18 protein-coding genes and 1 tRNA gene are annotated in these 16,371 nt (G+C 47.3%); 13 read left to right on the top strand and 6 right to left on the bottom strand.

Annotation, left to right across the window (positions count from 1 at the left end):
• On the top strand, positions 1 to 2,046 hold the full coding sequence (locus tag DYE26_RS17130; RefSeq protein WP_036625723.1) for a beta-glucosidase: 2,046 nt from the start codon (positions 1 to 3) through the stop codon (positions 2,044 to 2,046).
• A gap of 37 nt (positions 2,047 to 2,083) precedes the next feature.
• A complete protein-coding gene (locus DYE26_RS17125; RefSeq protein ID WP_036625721.1) occupies positions 2,084 to 3,442 on the top strand; it encodes a glycoside-pentoside-hexuronide (GPH):cation symporter in 1,359 nt (452 codons plus the stop codon).
• Positions 3,443 to 3,494: 52 nt separating this feature from the next.
• Here DYE26_RS17125 and DYE26_RS17120 read toward each other — a convergent pair whose 3' ends face one another.
• Positions 3,495 to 4,610 (bottom strand): SDR family NAD(P)-dependent oxidoreductase, encoded by a 1,116-nt coding sequence (locus DYE26_RS17120; protein WP_036625719.1) that lies wholly within the window; start codon positions 4,608 to 4,610, stop codon positions 3,495 to 3,497.
• 54 nt (positions 4,611 to 4,664) lie between these two features.
• Between DYE26_RS17120 and DYE26_RS33500 the strand changes: the two genes are divergently transcribed.
• Positions 4,665 to 4,733: transfer RNA gene (locus DYE26_RS33500), tRNA-Glu, on the top strand.
• Between the two features lie 126 nt (positions 4,734 to 4,859).
• Here the strand turns inward: DYE26_RS33500 and DYE26_RS17115 are convergent.
• From DYE26_RS17115 to DYE26_RS17105, 3 genes are read right to left on the bottom strand one after another with little or no spacing between them, the layout of a single operon-like run.
• Positions 4,860 to 5,345 (bottom strand): YcdB/YcdC domain-containing protein, encoded by a 486-nt coding sequence (locus DYE26_RS17115; RefSeq protein WP_051985684.1) that lies wholly within the window; start codon positions 5,343 to 5,345, stop codon positions 4,860 to 4,862.
• Positions 5,329 to 6,534, bottom strand: a complete 1,206-nt coding sequence (locus tag DYE26_RS17110) for an MFS transporter (RefSeq protein ID WP_082207925.1) — start codon at positions 6,532 to 6,534, stop codon at positions 5,329 to 5,331. Before DYE26_RS17110 ends, DYE26_RS17115 begins: the two co-directional genes overlap by 17 nt.
• 50 nt (positions 6,535 to 6,584) lie before the next feature.
• A complete protein-coding gene (locus DYE26_RS17105; RefSeq protein ID WP_051985683.1) occupies positions 6,585 to 6,821 on the bottom strand; it encodes a tautomerase family protein in 237 nt (78 codons plus the stop codon).
• 168 nt (positions 6,822 to 6,989) lie between these two features.
• On the opposite strand from DYE26_RS17105, the gene DYE26_RS17100 reads away from it, so the two are divergent.
• From DYE26_RS17100 to DYE26_RS17080, 6 genes are all read left to right on the top strand, one after another.
• Positions 6,990 to 7,313, top strand: a complete 324-nt coding sequence (locus tag DYE26_RS17100; RefSeq protein WP_036625716.1) for a MerR family transcriptional regulator — start codon at positions 6,990 to 6,992, stop codon at positions 7,311 to 7,313.
• Positions 7,314 to 7,423: 110 nt separating this feature from the next.
• Entirely contained in the window at positions 7,424 to 7,807 is a 384-nt protein-coding gene (locus tag DYE26_RS17095; RefSeq protein WP_036625715.1) for a DoxX family protein, read from the top strand.
• A 186-nt stretch (positions 7,808 to 7,993) separates the two neighbouring features.
• On the top strand, positions 7,994 to 8,731 hold the full coding sequence (locus tag DYE26_RS17090) for a Fic family protein (RefSeq protein WP_036625714.1): 738 nt from the start codon (positions 7,994 to 7,996) through the stop codon (positions 8,729 to 8,731).
• 301 nt (positions 8,732 to 9,032) lie between these two features.
• Entirely contained in the window at positions 9,033 to 9,200 is a 168-nt protein-coding gene (locus DYE26_RS33495; protein WP_164815204.1) for a hypothetical protein, read from the top strand.
• Positions 9,201 to 9,202: 2 nt separating this feature from the next.
• Positions 9,203 to 9,439: a hypothetical protein gene (locus DYE26_RS17085; protein ID WP_036625712.1), complete on the top strand. Its 237-nt coding sequence runs from the start codon at positions 9,203 to 9,205 to the stop codon at positions 9,437 to 9,439.
• A 210-nt stretch (positions 9,440 to 9,649) separates the two neighbouring features.
• Positions 9,650 to 9,982, top strand: coding sequence for a hypothetical protein (locus tag DYE26_RS17080; RefSeq protein ID WP_036625711.1), 333 nt, complete (start codon positions 9,650 to 9,652; stop codon positions 9,980 to 9,982).
• 90 nt (positions 9,983 to 10,072) lie between these two features.
• On the opposite strand, the gene DYE26_RS17075 is transcribed toward DYE26_RS17080, so the two are convergent.
• A complete protein-coding gene (locus tag DYE26_RS17075) occupies positions 10,073 to 10,267 on the bottom strand; it encodes a hypothetical protein (protein ID WP_036625709.1) in 195 nt (64 codons plus the stop codon).
• Positions 10,268 to 10,399: 132 nt separating this feature from the next.
• Between DYE26_RS17075 and DYE26_RS17070 the strand changes: the two genes are divergently transcribed.
• Complete coding sequence (locus DYE26_RS17070; RefSeq protein WP_082207923.1) at positions 10,400 to 11,173, top strand: NAD-dependent epimerase/dehydratase family protein; 774 nt, start codon at positions 10,400 to 10,402, stop codon at positions 11,171 to 11,173.
• A 61-nt stretch (positions 11,174 to 11,234) separates the two neighbouring features.
• Here DYE26_RS17070 and DYE26_RS17065 read toward each other — a convergent pair whose 3' ends face one another.
• Entirely contained in the window at positions 11,235 to 12,359 is a 1,125-nt protein-coding gene (locus DYE26_RS17065; protein WP_036625707.1) for an ROK family transcriptional regulator, read from the bottom strand.
• A 267-nt stretch (positions 12,360 to 12,626) separates the two neighbouring features.
• Here DYE26_RS17065 and DYE26_RS17060 point away from each other — a divergent pair, with 267 nt between their 5' ends.
• The 3 genes from DYE26_RS17060 to DYE26_RS17050 are packed head-to-tail and all read left to right on the top strand — an operon-like array spanning position 12,627 to position 16,360.
• A complete protein-coding gene (locus DYE26_RS17060) occupies positions 12,627 to 13,403 on the top strand; it encodes an SDR family oxidoreductase (RefSeq protein WP_036625705.1) in 777 nt (258 codons plus the stop codon).
• A 41-nt stretch (positions 13,404 to 13,444) separates the two neighbouring features.
• The gene (locus tag DYE26_RS17055) at positions 13,445 to 14,968 is read left to right on the top strand and encodes an FGGY-family carbohydrate kinase (RefSeq protein ID WP_036625703.1); all 1,524 of its coding nucleotides are present in this window, start codon (positions 13,445 to 13,447) and stop codon (positions 14,966 to 14,968) included.
• Between the two features lie 45 nt (positions 14,969 to 15,013).
• Positions 15,014 to 16,360, top strand: a complete 1,347-nt coding sequence (locus DYE26_RS17050; protein WP_036625701.1) for a glycoside-pentoside-hexuronide (GPH):cation symporter — start codon at positions 15,014 to 15,016, stop codon at positions 16,358 to 16,360.
• The last annotated feature ends 11 nt before the right edge of the window (positions 16,361 to 16,371 follow it).

The following is a 16,371-nucleotide window of genomic DNA, read 5'->3' as shown; positions in this document are numbered from 1 at the left end:
ATGAAGGCCAATAAACAGGTTCGCTTGTCTTATACCGCGAAGGCGAAGAAAATCGTCAGCCAAATGAGTTTGGAAGAAAAAGTATATCTCATGAGCGGAAGAGTCTCCATGGAAGAGATGCTGGAAGATTTTAAGGTGAGACATTACAACTGGCGACCTTATCCCGCCGGCGGAAATGACCGCTTGGGAGTGCCGGAAATGAAATTTGTCGACGGCCCGCGTGGAGTCGTATCCGGCAACAGCACCTGTTTTCCGGTAGCTATGGCAAGAGGCGCTGCCTTTGACCCGGAACTTGAAGAGCGCATTGGGCATGCAATAGGCAAAGAGGTTCGTGCGCAAGGCGGCAATTTTTTTGGCGGCGTTTGCATTAATCTCCCGTATAACCCGGGTTGGGGCAGAAGCCAGGAAGTCTACGGCGAGGAATCGTTCCACTTGGGCGTCATGGGCTCCTCTTTGGTAAAAGGCGTTCAGGGAGAAAATGTAATCGCTTGCGTGAAGCATTATGCTTTCAACAGCATGGAATGGGCTCGATTTAAGGTAAGCGTCACCGCCGATAAACGAACGGAACGCGAGGTTTTTTTGCCGCACTTTAAGGATTGTGTAGATGCGGGTGCCGGCAGTGTGATGAGTGCTTATAACATGTACCACGGAATTCATTGCGGGCATCATGATTATTTGTTAAATCGGGTTTTGAAGGATGAATGGGATTTTGACGGCTTTGTCGTCAGTGATTTTGCCTGGGGTATCAAAGATACGGTCGAAGCGGCAAATGGCGGTATGGATGTTGAAATGTGCCATACGAAATTTTTTGGCGACAAGCTGGTTGAAGCCGTAAGGAACGGCCAAGTCAGTGAAGAAAAAATCGATGAGTCGGCAGTAAGAATTGTCCGTACATTACTGGCATTTACAGAAGCAGACAAGGATACGTACGGGAAGGACCTGATCGCAAGCCAAGAGCATATCGCATTAGCGCTGGAAGCGGCCGAGAAGTCTATGACCTTGATGAAAAACGATCACCATGTCCTGCCGTTCTCAAAAACGAAAACAAAGCGTATCGCGGTTATTGGCGAACTCGGCAGCAAAGGAAATATCGGCGATCATGGTTCAAGCCGTGTGTTTCCGCCATACGTTGTTACACCGCTCCAGGGGATCGAACGTTTACTTCCAAATGCCGAGGTGATCTTCAATAACGGTAAAGACCTGGAGCAAGCGAAGCAATTGGCGAAATCCGTTGATGCCGTTGTCTTTGTCGTAGGATACGACCACGATGATGAAGGGGAATCCGTCACGAACGAAGATGCCGATTTGAAGGCGGGTGGGGACCGTAAAAACAGTCTTGGTTTGCATACGAAAGATATTGAACTGATCAACGCGGTTGGCCCCGTTAACCCAAACTCTGTTGCGGTATTGATCGGCGGCAATATGATCATGATTGAAGAATGGAAGCCGTCGGTTTCCTCCATCCTGATGGCCTACTATCCGGGAATGGAAGGCGGCACCGCCATAGCCAAAACGTTGTTCGGCGACGTCAATCCGGGCGGCAAACTGCCTTTTGTGGTACCGGCGAGCGAAAGCCATCTTCCCCAAGTGGATTGGGATGCAACCGAGATCAAATATGACTATTATCACGGATATGCCAAATTGGAGAAAGAAGGCATCCAGCCTTCCTTGCCATACGGATTTGGTTTATCCTACACCAGCTTTGCGATTTCTAATGCTTCCTTCAAAACAATGGATAATCAAATCATCGCTGCTTGCGAGGTTGAAAATACAGGGGACGTAACGGGCGACGAAGTCGTGCAACTGTATGTCGGTTTCGCCAACTCCAAGATAGATCGGCCAGTTAAAGTTCTGCGCGGGTTTAAGCGGATTACGCTGAAGCCGGGTCAAAAAGCGAAGGTTGAAATCGCCTGCCCGGTTGAAAAAATCAAGTGGTTCAATCCTGCCGCAAACCGGTGGGAGCTTGAAGAGATGGCCTATGAAGTGTACATCGGAACCAGCAGCACGGAGAAGGATTTAATCAAGGGAAGTATTTACTTACACTAGTTTCTCCTTGAAAACGTTCCCATCAGGAGGGTGCACAATGGCGACAAGAGAAGAGTCGAATCAAAAGTTGTCCTTATTGGAAAAAGTAAGCTACGGTTTGGGAGATACGGCTTCAAACTTGATTTATGCGGTGGTTACCACTTATTTAACTTTCTATTTTACGGATGTTTATGGCATTGGCGCTGCCGCCGTAGGAACGCTATTGCTGGTTGCAAGACTTGTGGATATGCTGGACAGTCCCATTTTCGGCATCTTTATCGACAAGACGCATACCAGATGGGGGAAATCAAGACCGTGGATTTTATGGTCCTGTTTTCTGTTCACCATCGTGACGATCCTGTTGTTTATGGGACCTGAGTTAAGCGCGTCCGGGAAGCTGGCGTATGCCTACATTTTCTATATTGCTTCCAACATCCTGTATACCGCCGTTAACAATCCGTTAACTACCTTGCTTCCGAGCTTGTCCAGCGATGTTCAGGAAAGAACGGTAGCTAACTCCTTTCGGATGTTTGGCGGGCAACTGGGCGGATTGCTTGTCAATCTGACGTTATTGCCGCTTGTCGCATTTTTCGGGAATGGGGATCAGCAAAAAGGCTTCTTCCATACGATGATTCTGTTTGGCGCAGTGGGACTTGTGATGTTCCTGATCACATTTTTCAATACGAGAGAACGGGTTCAGGATCGATCCGGGGGAAAATCATTGCCTGTACGAGAGAGCGTCAAGGCGATAAAAGGCAATATGCCATGGTTTGCCGGGGTTTTAGTGGGCGTCGTATTTTTTATCTTGTACGTGGTGAAATTGTCGTCGGGCATTTATTACATTACCTACAATCTGAATCAGCCTGACCTCGTTACTACGGCCAATACGCTCGGCTCGTTGACGCTGGTGGGAATTATCTGTGTGCCGTTCTTATCCAAGAAGTTCAGTAAAAAAACGTTGATGATCGCCGGAATGGCCATCAGCATGCTCGGTCAGTTGATTATTTATCTTGGCGGTAATAGTACGGCCATGGTGCTTACGGGTATAGTCATTGGCGCCGTTGGTCTAGGCTTGCCGGTCGGGTTATTGTTTGCACTCATTGCCGATACGGTTGACTATGGCGAATGGAAATCGGGCGTCCGCGCGCAAGGCTTGCTTGCTTCTACCGCTTCCGGGATCGCGATTAAATTAGGCTCCGGTCTTGGCGGAGCGATTCCGGCTTGGTTGCTTGCGGCAGGGGGTTATGTTGCCAATCAAACTCAGACGCCATCCGCACTTCATATGATAGAAATCAGCTTTATTTGGCTGCCGATCCTTTTATGTATATTGTCGATTCTCATCTTGGTTTCTCTGTACCGGTGGGAGAAACCGCATCATGAGATTGTTGCGGAATTGGAAGCGAGAAGAGTTCAATAAAATCGCGAAACGCAAACGAGCTCTCTTTCCCGACGAAAGAGAGCTTTCTTTTTCACCAATCCACCTGCTTGTAATCCTTTAAAAATACCCCGGTCCAAGGGCGCTCCGCATCTTTTCCTTCATAGATCGGATCGCAGATTCTGGCCGCGGCATCCTCAAAGTCCAGAGGCAATTCGATCGCCTTGCGGGCCTTCGCCTGCTCCGGGAACTGGTTCGACACCCATCCGGGATCCACGGAGGTAATGAAGATACGATCCTTTTTATATTCCTTGGACATGGTTAGAGTCATCATATTCAGCGAGGCCTTCGCCATGTTGGTGTGAACGTGGTAGCCTCCTTTTCTTTTCATTTGAAAACGGCCTTCCGCCGCGGATACATTTACGATAAAACGGTTTGGATGCGGACTTCGTATCATGGCGTCTTTCAGTTTGGTATTGATTAAAAAGGGCGCGGTCACGTTGATCAATTGAACTTCGAGCATCTCCACCACGGAAATTTGCCGGGACTCGGCCGTCCATGAATTTTGAAGCTGGGAAGAGGAAGCCGGCAAGCTTCGTTCCGGATTCAGCAATTGCAGATACGGGGAATCCGCCGTTTCACTGCTTATCGGATTGGCAATGCGGGGAAGAGCGGTTCCTCCGGCAAGTTGCGGAGACCCTTGTCCGCCAAAAAGCTGTTTTTGGAGTTCCGCTTCTTTTAGCATCAACCCATCGTATTCCTCGGGGGACATTCTCACCGTCTGCGCAGCATTATTGATAATAATGTCGATGTAAGGGAACTCCTTGTTTATGTAGCGGGCAAACATCTCGACTCTTTCGATTTGGCGAAAATCCAACCCGTAAATATGAATACGATCCTTCCAAGTGTCAAAGTCGGGCTCTTTGATATAACGCTGCAGCGCATCGTACGGAAACCGGGTCGTTAAGATAACCCGTACACCATCGCGGAGCAGACGCAGCGCCGTATGATAGCCGATTTTTGTCCGGCCGCCCGTCACCAGAGCGATATAGTTGTCCAGGTGATGCCTGGCTGTCCGTTTCAGCTCATTGTATTCGCCGCAGGCCCGGCATAGCTTGGTATAGTGGTCGTGGACGACCGGATTCGGTTCTTTGCATATATAGCATCTAAATTTTCGGCCGTTTTCCGTTGCTGTTCCCGGGTTCTTCATCTTACCACCTTGAGAAATAATTTACATCCATCATAACATATGATAAAATTTTCTCACACAGTAGCTTAATTAAGGCGCCTGCCTCTCAAGCAGGAGATGAAGGTCTCAATCCTTCCTGTGTAGGGTGATAGTTTAACGAGAACACCTTCCCGCTAAGAAGGAGATGGAGGTTCACTCCTCCTCACCTTTCAACCGTTAAATTGGAGAAGCCCTTCATTCGTTTTTTGCGAGTGAAGGGCTTTTTTAATGTTATGATCTGTCTCTAACCCAACTATCATGCAGCCACTTCTCGGTAACTCTACCGTTGACCCATTTGATTTCTTGTTCAAAGGTAATGGCTTTTCCGTTTTTTACTAGGGTGCTTTCATCATGTTTGTCGATCCATAAGTTATCCAATTTTGCAAATAGGCCCGGCTCAAGCATGCCTAAAAATTGTTGTGCGCTTGCTTTGGCAGCTTCTTTCGTTGGAAGTTCTCCCTCCGCCAAAGTTTTATCCATCCAAGTAAACCCCAGGAGTTTATTGCTGCTTTTTGTTATAACAAATGAAAAATGTTCGCCTCCCGGACCATGGTTTGCGCCGGATGCTTTTTCATAGCGGAACCACCAGACATCTTCAGCGTTTTGCTTTTGGCCTTGAACAGTTTTCAGGACATATCCGTCCGGAATCGTTACCTCATGCGAAATATTTGGTTTGCTCTTTTCCTTCCTTGGACTTGTATCACTTTGAATTACCATTTGCTTTAACCAGAAACGAAGCCAGCAATCCGCTGCCTATGATGAATGCCAATACCTCAAAAGTTAGGATAAAACTTCCGAACTTCATCAGGTTCATTGCGGCGATGGGCCCAAGAGTAGCGCCAATAAACAATATGAAAGTGTATAGAGTAACGCCGATCACTCTCGCTTCACCTGCGATGCTTCCGATTAACGTGATCAGGGTAGGTACGGAAATCGCTATACCCGTAACAAAAACGATGCTCATACCAATCAGAATCGGGAGATTGGAGCTGATTCCAATGATGACGAGACCCGCTGTCGCTAAGAGCAGCCCGCCTTGTAAAACACGTTTGGCGCCAAATTTACCGGCTAACCGCCCGGCAAACGGAGATGCTAACATCCCGACAATTCCGGCGGCCCGCACCAATAGAATTTGGTTGCTGCTTAAGGCAAAGGGAGTTTGGCTTAAATAATTTCCCAGCGTGCTGTACATTCCCACAAAAGAAAAAAGAAGCGTGATCGTTACGAGGTAGCAAAACAACAGCGATGTATTCGAAAATACAGCCCGGATCTGTCGGAATGTACTCCCCATGCTTACTTGATTCTTTTTGACTTCTCCTCTTGGAACCAAGCCCCCGAACAAAATAGCCGACAGCAAATAGATTCCCCCCAAAATATAAAAAACATAGGACCAGCCAAGATTTATGCTGATCATACTGCTGAAAACCTGGCCGATAATGCCTGCCATCAAGAAACCTGTACTGACAAAACCAATGGTTGTCACTCTTTTTTCAATCGGATACAGTTCCACGATATAAGCAAGGACAACGGGACCAAACGATGCGGCGGCAAAGCCTTGAACGGCTCGGAGCAGGATCAGCCCCGGCAGGCTGTGGACAAGTCCAAGCAAAGGAGATAACAGGCATAAAGCGACCAAACCGTAAAGCATCGTTTGTCTTCTTCCGTACTTTTCCGATAATGTCCCAAAGAAAAGAAAACCGATGGCGTAGGTGAACGAGAAAGAGCTGCTTACCCAGGATGATTGCGACGGTGCTGCATGAAACGCATCCGCAAAGATGGAGACCAAAGGAATCGTGATGTAAAGGCTCGATACAACCGCCAAACCGCACCAAGTCAGTATGGCCGTTATCAGAGAGTAGTTGTATTGATCCGATTTTGCATGAATTTTTTCAACAAGCTGTGTCAATGAGAGGTCCTCCTTAATTGCAAAACCACCCTCCGGAATAATCCTCCAGGTTATTCGCTTCGTTGCTGTGAAATGTCCGTGATGCGGCTTTTTTCCAAAAATTCAGGGTCAGCGGCGATTGCTCCGGCTTGCCCCCAATTGGTCAACGGCGTTTCCCGCAGGATCACCAAAACCTTATCGGGAGGCAGGTTAAAAAGATTTACAGTAGCATCGGTTAGTGCCTTAATCCATTCCTTTTTTTGTTGCTCATTAAAACCTTCCCAGCAGTCTACATTGATAATAGGCATAAATAACATCTCCTTAGTAATTGATTTGCGACAAACGTATAATCACAACATTCATTGTAACTAAATTACAATCAATGTCAATATAAAACTAAAATTTGTAGCTGATCGTCATTTGAGGTAAAATATCTTCAAAGCAATATTTTCATTATTTTCATTGAAGGTGATGACATGAACTCGAACGAAGAGCTTAAAAATATCCTTTTGGATTTCGATTTATTGGGCAAATTGGTTGTCGGGATAGGTGAAGTATCTGAAATTTCAGGCGTTCCCACCAGACAAATAAGGTACTGGGAAGAAAAAGGGATCATCCATTCATCAAAAGAAACCGAGGGGACCACGCGAAAATATGATTATTTGAACGTGAAAAAAGTTCTTTTAATCAAGGAGCTCTTGGATGATGGCTATACTTTGGATGCGGCGGCGAAAAAAGTGGAAGATCGAATGAAAAACATCAGCGAAGCGTTTGCGAAGTTAGCGCAGCGTTCGGAATGAGCTGGAGAATGCAGAAGGGCAGCGGCTCAAAAAGATGGCAATCCATAAGAAACGAAGGATCGTCGTTCATGCTATGATACGTGTAAATTCATGATCGAGGTGGATGAACGATGACCGAAAAAATATCCAAAGGCCGTCTCTGGACGGGGCGAATTATGAGCGGTATTGTCATTTTGTTTATGTTGTTCGACGGCATATCCAAGCTTTTTAAGCCGGCCGTCGTTGTGGAGGGCACGCTGACGCTCGGGTTTGCCGAGCATCATATCGTAACCATTGGCATCCTCGCGCTTCTCTCTACCGTGCTGTACGCCATTCCGAGGACGGCCGTCCTGGGTGCGGTACTGCTGACCGCTTTTTACGGCGGTGTGGTCGCCACGCAAATTCGCGTGGACGCTCCCTTGTTTTCGCATACGCTGTTTGCGGTTTATATGGCGATTCTTGCCTGGGGAGGACTGTGGCTGCGAAACGATAAGGTTCGCCGCTTGTTTTGGTAATTGATTAGGTGGGAGTTAGCGGAGAAGTGGAGATTGAAAGAAACGTCGGTAACCCCGGTGTTCTTTTTTTGACAGGATATGGGGATGTAATCAGGGGAATACTTTTAAAAGTAATTAAGATAAAGAATAGAAATATGCTACAGTATTAATTTATATTAATAATATGAGAGGAAAGGAGCGGTGCCTATGGAACATAGATTGCTTAAACTGTTGCAGGAAGAAAAAGAGATGCACTTAAAGGGAGGCCTGTACCATCAGACCCAGATTAAGCTTGCCTATAATTCCAATCGTATTGAAGGAAGCCGGCTTTCCGAGGATCAGACACGGTATATTTTTGAAACCAATACTATTCATATGGAGCAGGAAGAAGCGGCAAACGTTGATGATATTATTGAAACGGTAAATCATTTTACCTGCTTTGATTATATGTTGGACCATGCAGCGGAGGATTTATCTGACGAAATGATCAAAGAGTTTCACCGTCTCCTAAAGAGAAATACCTCGGATGAAAAAAAAGAGTGGTTTCGTGTTGGAGATTACAGAACGCGACCCAACGTAGTTGGGGATAGCAAGACGACAGCACCGGGAAAAGTTGAAGGTGAAATCAAAAAGCTGCTTGCTGCTTATCACCAAATAAAGCAGGTTACCGCCCAGGATATTATAGAGTTTCATCATAAGTTTGAAAGCATTCATCCTTTTCAGGATGGGAACGGCCGGGTGGGCAGGATAATTATGTTCAAAGAATGCCTGAAGCATGATATCATGCCTTTCATTATTGATCACGAGTATAAGCTTTTTTATTATCGGGGATTAAAGGAGTTTCAGGTAGAAAGAGGGTATCTAATCGATACGTGTTTATCGGCACAGGACCGGTATGCGGCCATGGTGGCTTATTTCTTTCCGGACTTTAAACCAAAAGAATAGCATATGAAGCGTCCTTTCAGTGCTTAAAGTTGAGGGCGTTTTTTAGCTGGCGGTTTTTTGTCCCATACAAGGCCGTTATCTGTCAACCAATAAATGACAAAAAGAGGTATGATAAGACTAGAATGAATGATTCGTCTTGTTTTATTTGAAAATTATGCCTGAAATCGATCTTATAGTATTTTTGAAAAATAATCCAACAAATTGCGAATTTCGTTGCCATTTTGGGCACAAAAGTTATAATAAGGTACATAAAGCAAGGGAAGTTGCATATAATATTAGCGGCAGAAAGGAGGTCAACGGTATGGCTACAAGTAGCATAACAAAAGACATTGTTATCAGGGACAAAAAAGCGAGCCAACAGTTGATTTCTGCGCTTGAAAATGCTGACGGTAAATGCTCCCAAGAAGTTTCTTACTCTAAAGCGCATAAAGAAATCCGAGGAGAGAAGATTAAGGAGATCTTTAAGTAACATTGGTCAAGGGCTTCTTAGAAATCCCCTTGCTTGATATGATTAAGCAACTAGGAGAGGAGAAAACAAAACAAATCCTCTCTGATTTTTCATGTCCAAAAGGACAAGACGTAGAATATTTTTTAAAGAACCGTGCAATTGAGTTTGCTAAGCAGAGCATTACACAGACTCAACTGGTTTTTCTACAATATAAACAAGAAACTCAGTTATTGAAGGTTCACAATCCATCCCGCTTATAAAAAGTTTAATGTGGCTCGAACATCATATTGTAACCATTGGCATAGGAACGTCGGTAGCCCCGGCGTTTTTTTTATACACTACACAAGAAAATATCGCCGCTTCATTTGTGAAAAGTTTACATTTTGTTGTAAACCTTATCTGGTGTGGTTAGTATAACAGGCTGATAATGGACTTATCGGGAAAACCATTTTCATAGGAGGTTAAGCGCGATGCCATTTCCACTTTGGTTTCAAGACGCGATAAAACAGAGGGTGGACGACGCTTCGGCCAGGATCGAACGCCATCCTGATGTGTGTAAACTCCGTGCCGAAGAACGCACAGCTTTTAATGCTATGTTTCCTGGGATAGATAAAATGAAACTGCCAGAGTTTATGGACTGGGAGGATAAACACCACTTCAGGCGGGCTTTAGAAAATGAACGTTTGTACATGCAGGGGATGATCGACGGCGTACAGCTTGTTGTTGCGTTGTTTAACGATCCTCTTTTCGTGTCCGACAAACCAGAGACAACATCGAATACGTCAAACTCAGATGCAGACTGATTATGGGGACCATTTAAGCAAATCGGTCAAATGAAAAAGGGGGCGGGAGGAAGCCCCTTTTTTCGTGCTTGAGATGTAGTGCAACATAATCTACATCGGCCCCCCGTTATGTGTAGGCGGGTCCTCCTGTTCCATCTCCGGACCAAACTCGTCAACTGCCGCGGCGGGATTGCCGTCTTGATTCCACGCGTCCTTCGTCATAAACGCCTTTGTTCGTCCTTCATTGGTCGAGTCTTTGGCCTTTGCCTGCTCGAGCTGGTTTTCTGCTTTTTCACTGTCGTTCATAAGGTGACCTCCTATAGAAATTTTGTCTTTTCACATTTTTCGTTTATTAGCATTTCTCAAACATTTCTTAAGTAATTCATAAACAAATTCTCGGTAAGGTAGGGGGCAGATAAAAACAACAATGATTTCGGGATAGGAGAGGGGATTAACATAGTATATGACGTCAATGTGACGGGAACCAAAAACATTGTGGACATGTGCGCTACCAAACAGGTGAAAAAATTGGTGTATGTCAGCTCCACCGGGGCCATTCTTGAAGCGCCGCACGGTCAGGTGATCCGGGAGCCGGAAGTGTTTTTCCCGGATCAGGTGGTCGGCTATTATGCAAAAACCAAGGCCATCGCCACGCAATATGTGTTGGAAGCGGTGCGCGGCAAAGATCTGGATGCCTCCATCATTTATCCTTCCGGTATATCCGGACCCGACGACAGCGCCTTCGGGCCATTCACGAGTTTTGTGATCCGTTATTGCCAAGAACAAATGCCCGTGGGTGTTGAAGGCTCCTTCAACGCAGTGGATGTCCGCGATCTTGCGGACGGCGTAATCGCTTGCACGGAGCAAGGGCGAAAAGGTGAGGGGTACATTTTGAGCAATGAGATGGTAGCGATGCGGCGGATGTTCGACCTGATCAGCGAAGCCAGCGGTGCCAAGCGGGTCGAGACCATTTTGACGCCGGAACAGATGCAGGCCATGCCGCAACACCGTTTCGCCCAATCCGAAGGCGGGGCCAATCTTGAGGCTTTGAAATTTGAAATCTACAACTTAACCCGCAATAATCAGTTCTCTTCCGAAAAAGCACGGCAGGAGCTCGATTTCCGCACAAGACCGTTTCAAGAAACCATCGCTGACACGGTGGAGTGGCTGCGCAGCGAAGGGAAACTAACGATAGCCTCACCGAATAAATAAACACCAAGGGCATTGGGATTAAAAAATCCCGATGCCCTTGGTTGTATACTCAGCGAACGTATTAAATCGAATTCAAAAAAGATTGAATATAGGGGAGCGCGGCGCCTATAGGCACACCGTTTTCCGGGGAACGGCTGATATGAATAAATGGTTCATGGCTGGGAAACGCCGTTCTTTCATCAACTTTCTCATGCAAAATATCGATATCCTGCTGCTTTAAGTAAGGAGAAATATGGCCGCCCAAAATAAACTCCCGGTTGATGACCAGGTGGATATTGTTGATCGAAAAAGCCAGGTAATCCAAAAACGCATCCCATCGCTCCGCGTAAGGAGAAACCCCGGAACGTACTTGGCGGAAGAAAGAATCCAAGGTTTCCCCTTCTTCCAACAGCGCGCTTACCGAGCTGCGGGTTTCCATACAGCCCTTCTTGCCGCAGTAACAAGGAGCGCCGTTTGGCTCAATCGTCATATGTTCCACCGTTCCGCTATGTCCTTCTTTGCCCATCTCAATTTGGCCATTGATGATAATGGCGCCTCCGAGATGCCTCCCAATCGACAGGTAGACCGCGTCGCCAATGTCATTTCTAACCCACAGTTCTGCAGCCGCGGCTCCCTTGGCATCATGCACAAACATGCAAGGATACTTGAGATGCCGCGCAAACACATCAATCTCCAGTCCTGTGCAATCCAAGATCTTACCGTATGTGATTTTTTGTCCGTCGGCGGAGGTTAAGGCTTGCACGCCAAATCCGATGCCGAGCACCCGATCTTCCGGCACATCCAGAGACGAGATGAAGGATTGCACGGCATCGCTTAACTCCTTGTAATAACGGTCCCCGTTGGCATAGCCAAGCGGCAATTCCATTTGCCGAAAGACGATGCCAAGCAAATCAACCGCCAAGATCCGCACGGACTCTTTCTGAATTTCCACGCCGATACTAATTCGGGCTTGAGGGCATATGGCATAAGCGGCTGCGCGCCGGCCGACGGAAGATTCAAACAACCCGCTTTTCTCGATCAGTTTTTCCTCTTCCAAACGCACCAGATTTTGCGTAACGGTCGGCAAGCTCAAATGAAGCTGGTTGGCGATTTCCTGTTTTGAAAGTTTTCCATGTTGATAAATGAGATGGTAAATCGCCGAGTAATTGTTCTTTTTTATATCTTTAACTGCGGTGTTATGGTCCATGAAATCTTACCTCATATTTTTATAAAATACTTTTGCAAAAAAGATTTATGTAATCCTAGTTTAACTATATCATAGCGGCTTATACGGCAACAACTTTGGCGGGATATTTGCAGGGTGTTTGCAGGGGGGGGGGCAGGATATTTACAACTCGTCATAAGGTTCAGCCAACTTATGCATATTGACGGCAATAAAAAACGGCTATATTATATAAACATATTTTATAAAATAATTTTACAAAATAACTTCATTGAACAGGAGGGTATCTAAATGGGCATCATCGAAAAAATGAGACTGGACGGGAAGAAAATTTTCGTTACCGGCGGCGCAAGAGGAATCGGTAAAAGCGTGGCCACCGCCTTTGCCGAAGCGGGAGCGGATGTGGCGATTGTGGACCTGGATATCGCGGAGGCCAGAAAGACCGCTGCGGAGCTTGAACAAGGCCATAAAATTAAAGCGTTTGCAATCCGGGCGGATGTAACCAAACCCGAAGAGGTGGACGCCATGATCGGGGAAGTGCTGAGCGTTTTCGGGCGTCTGGATGTCGCCTTCTGCAACGCCGGAATTTGCCTGAATGTCCCGGCCGAGGATATGACGTACGACCAGTGGAGAAAGGTGATCGACATCAACCTGACCGGGGTATTTCTGACCGCGCAGGCAGCCGGAAAGGTCATGTTAAAACAAGGCGGCGGTTCGATCATTAATACGGCTTCGATGTCGGGACATATTGTGAATGTGCCGCAACCGCAATGCTCCTACAACGCCTCCAAAGCGGGAGTGATCCAGCTCACCAAATCGCTGGCCGTGGAATGGGCGTCAAGAAATGTGCGCGTGAACTGCATCAGCCCCGGATATATCGGAACAGAGCTGACCTTGAACTCTCCGAGCCTAAAGCCGTTGATCGAACAATGGAACAGCGTTGCGCCGCTGAAGCGCATGGGGAAACCGGAAGAACTGCAGTCCATTTGCGTTTATCTTGCCGGGGACACCAGCAGCTTTACGACGGGAGCCGATTTTGTCATAGACGGTGCTTTTACTTGTATTTAACGGATTGCAAAAATCCGGCCTTTGCGAAAGGAGACTAACGCATGCACTATTTACTGGGAACGGATATTGGAACATCGGGCACAAAAACGATATTGGCGGATACAAGCGGAAATGTGGTCGCCCAGGATTTACAGGAATACGACGTATTGACCCCAAAGCCCTTATGGGCGGAGCAGTGGCCCGAGGTGTGGCTGGAGGCGGCGAAGACGTCGATTAAAAATACGGTACGGAAAGCGGGAATTCCGGCGGAAAAAATTCACGGGATCGCCATCAGCGGACTGTACGGGGGCTCCGGGGTTCCGCTGGGCGACAATATGGAGCCGGTCCGGCCGTGCATGATTTGGATGGACCGCAGAGCGGAAGAAGAGACCAAGTGGGTCTTGGACCGGATCGGCGAAGAAAAACTGCTGGAAATTACCCATAACGGGGCCGACCCCTATTACGGCTATACGAAAATATTATGGATGAAACACCATGAACCGGAAAATTGGCGGAAAACCAAGCTTTTTCTCCCGCCCAATGATTACGTCATCTATAAACTGACCGGGAACATTGCCATCGACTATTCTTCCGCGGGCAATATCGGCGGCATTTTTGATATGAATACCCGAACCTGGTCGCAAGAAATGATGGACGCCATGGGCATACCGCTGTCCATGATGCCGGAAAATCTCGTGGAATCCACGGATATTGTCGGCGGATTAACGAAAGCGGCGGCGGACGAATTGGGCCTTTGCGAAGGGATGCCGGTGATCGCCGGCGGGATTGACTGCGGCGCCGCCAATATCGGTCTCGGTGTATTGGAACCCGGGGTTTATGCGGCGGCCATCGGAACTTCGATGTGTGCGGCATTCATTTCCGATCAACCGCTAAAGCGAAAAGATCTCATCGTTTGGCCCTATTTATACGATGCCAAAAAACTATCCTACTATTTCGCCGGCGGGGCCACGGCGGGAGCGATCGTAAAATGGTTCCGGCAAACGTTGTGCCAATTTGAACTCGAAGCGGAAAAAGCCGGCGGGAAAAACGCGTACGACGTGTTAAATGAGCAGGCGGCCCAAATCCCGGCCGGCAGCGAAGGGCTGATCGTGCTTCCTTATTTTATGGGGGAGAGAAGCCCGATTTGGGATTCGGACGCCAAAGGAACGATCGTCGGACTATCGTTGGCGCATACCAAAGCCCATATTTACCGGGCGTTTCTGGAAGCGGTTGCGTATTCTTTGCGGGAGGCGATGGAAGCCACCGGTGAAAACCTCGGCGAGTATATCCTGATTGCCGGCGGTGTAACGAAGTCAAAACTGTGGCGGCAAATCTTTGCCGATGTGACCGGTTATCCGGTGGTCTGCCCGGTGCATGATGTCGAAGCGAATATGGGCGATGTGATGCTGGCCGGAATCGGAACAGGCCTGCTCTCTTACGAGGATGTGAAGAAATGGCCGGTTTTGGACGAGAAGGTGATGCCTAATCCACAGCACCGCGAGAAATATAACGGTTATTACGAGGTCTACAAATCGGTTTATCAACATTTAAAGCAGGATATGAAAACGCTGACAAAACTTTCTTGAAGCGAAGGCGGAATCCTAAATTGCTGAAAAAGGACAGGTGAGCCAATGAATAAATGGAAAACTAGAATCGGTTATGGGGCTGGCGATTTAGGGTGCAACCTGGTATTCAGCACCATGGCCTCTTATTTGATGATTTTTTATACGGATGTCTTCGGAATCACGGCCGCTGCCGCGGGCACGTTAATGCTGGTAACCAAAATCATCGATGCTTTTGCGGATACGGGCATGGGCTTGTTGGTGGATCGCACGAAAACGAGATGGGGGCAAGGAAGACCCTATTTTCTGATCGGCGCCGTTCCTTTTACCGTATTTACCATCTTGACGTTTGTGGTTCCCGATGTAAATATGACCGGAAAACTGATCTGGGCCTATTTCTCGTTTACTTTGTTAAACATTGCTTATACGGTTGTCAATATCCCGTTAAACACGATCGTGCCCAGATTAACCGCGGATAATCACGAGCGAAACTGGCTGGTGTCCACCAGAATGATCTGCGCGCTGATTGGGACGGCTTTAGTGATGTCCATTACAACACCGTTAGTAAATTCCTTTGGCCAAGGAGATACGCAAAAGGGCTTTTTGCTCACCATGAGCCTTTACGGCATTGCGGCCATGTTCATATTTATTTTTACCTTTATGAACACAAAAGAGGTTGTCCCTCCGACCGTGGCGCCCGGGAAGTCTTCTTTTAAAGAAGACCTGAAAGGATTGACGGATCAGAGCATTTTATTCTTTATCGTGAATTTCCTCTATTTTGCGCTGTTTGTTATCCGCAATACGACCGTCATCTATTATTTTACGTATAACCTCGAACGGACGGACTGGCTCACCTTTGCCGGCCTGTTCGGCATTTTGTCCGGGCTGCCGATGCTGCTTATTTTACCTTGGCTGCAAAAGCGGATATCCAAGAAAAACGTCATGCTTCTAAGCATCGCTATCTATATTGCGGGGGATTTAATCCTTTATTTCGGAAAGTCATCCGCCTTGCTGCTCATCGCGGGGCTGGCGATCACCGGGCTCGGTATTTACGGCATCTTCGGCGTCACGTTTGCGATTCAGCCGGATGTCATCGATTATTCGGAATATAAAAAGAACCGAAGCATTTCCGGTATGATTGCGGCTTTCCAAGGCTTTTTCGTCAAAGGAAGCATGGGGCTGGCCAGCGCTTTAATCGGAGTGATCCTGAACATGGGCGGTTATGTCCCCAATGCCGAGCAAACGGTAACCGCTTTAAAATATATTGAATTAACGTTTATATGGATTCCGCTAATCATCTGCATCTTCATCGGAATTACCGTTTGGTTCTATAAGCTTGACGGCAAGCGCGCGGAAATGGATGTGGAGCTGGAACGGCGCCGGGCGATGTCCGGGGGGAATGCGGTTGGTTTTTAATTGGCTTGAGG

The sequence above is a fragment of the Paenibacillus macerans genome, assembly GCF_900454495.1.
Lineage (GTDB): Bacteria > Bacillota > Bacilli > Paenibacillales > Paenibacillaceae > Fontibacillus > Fontibacillus macerans.
The sequence above is the reverse complement of the archived record's forward strand: the minus strand, read 5'-3'. Positions and strand labels throughout refer to the sequence as shown.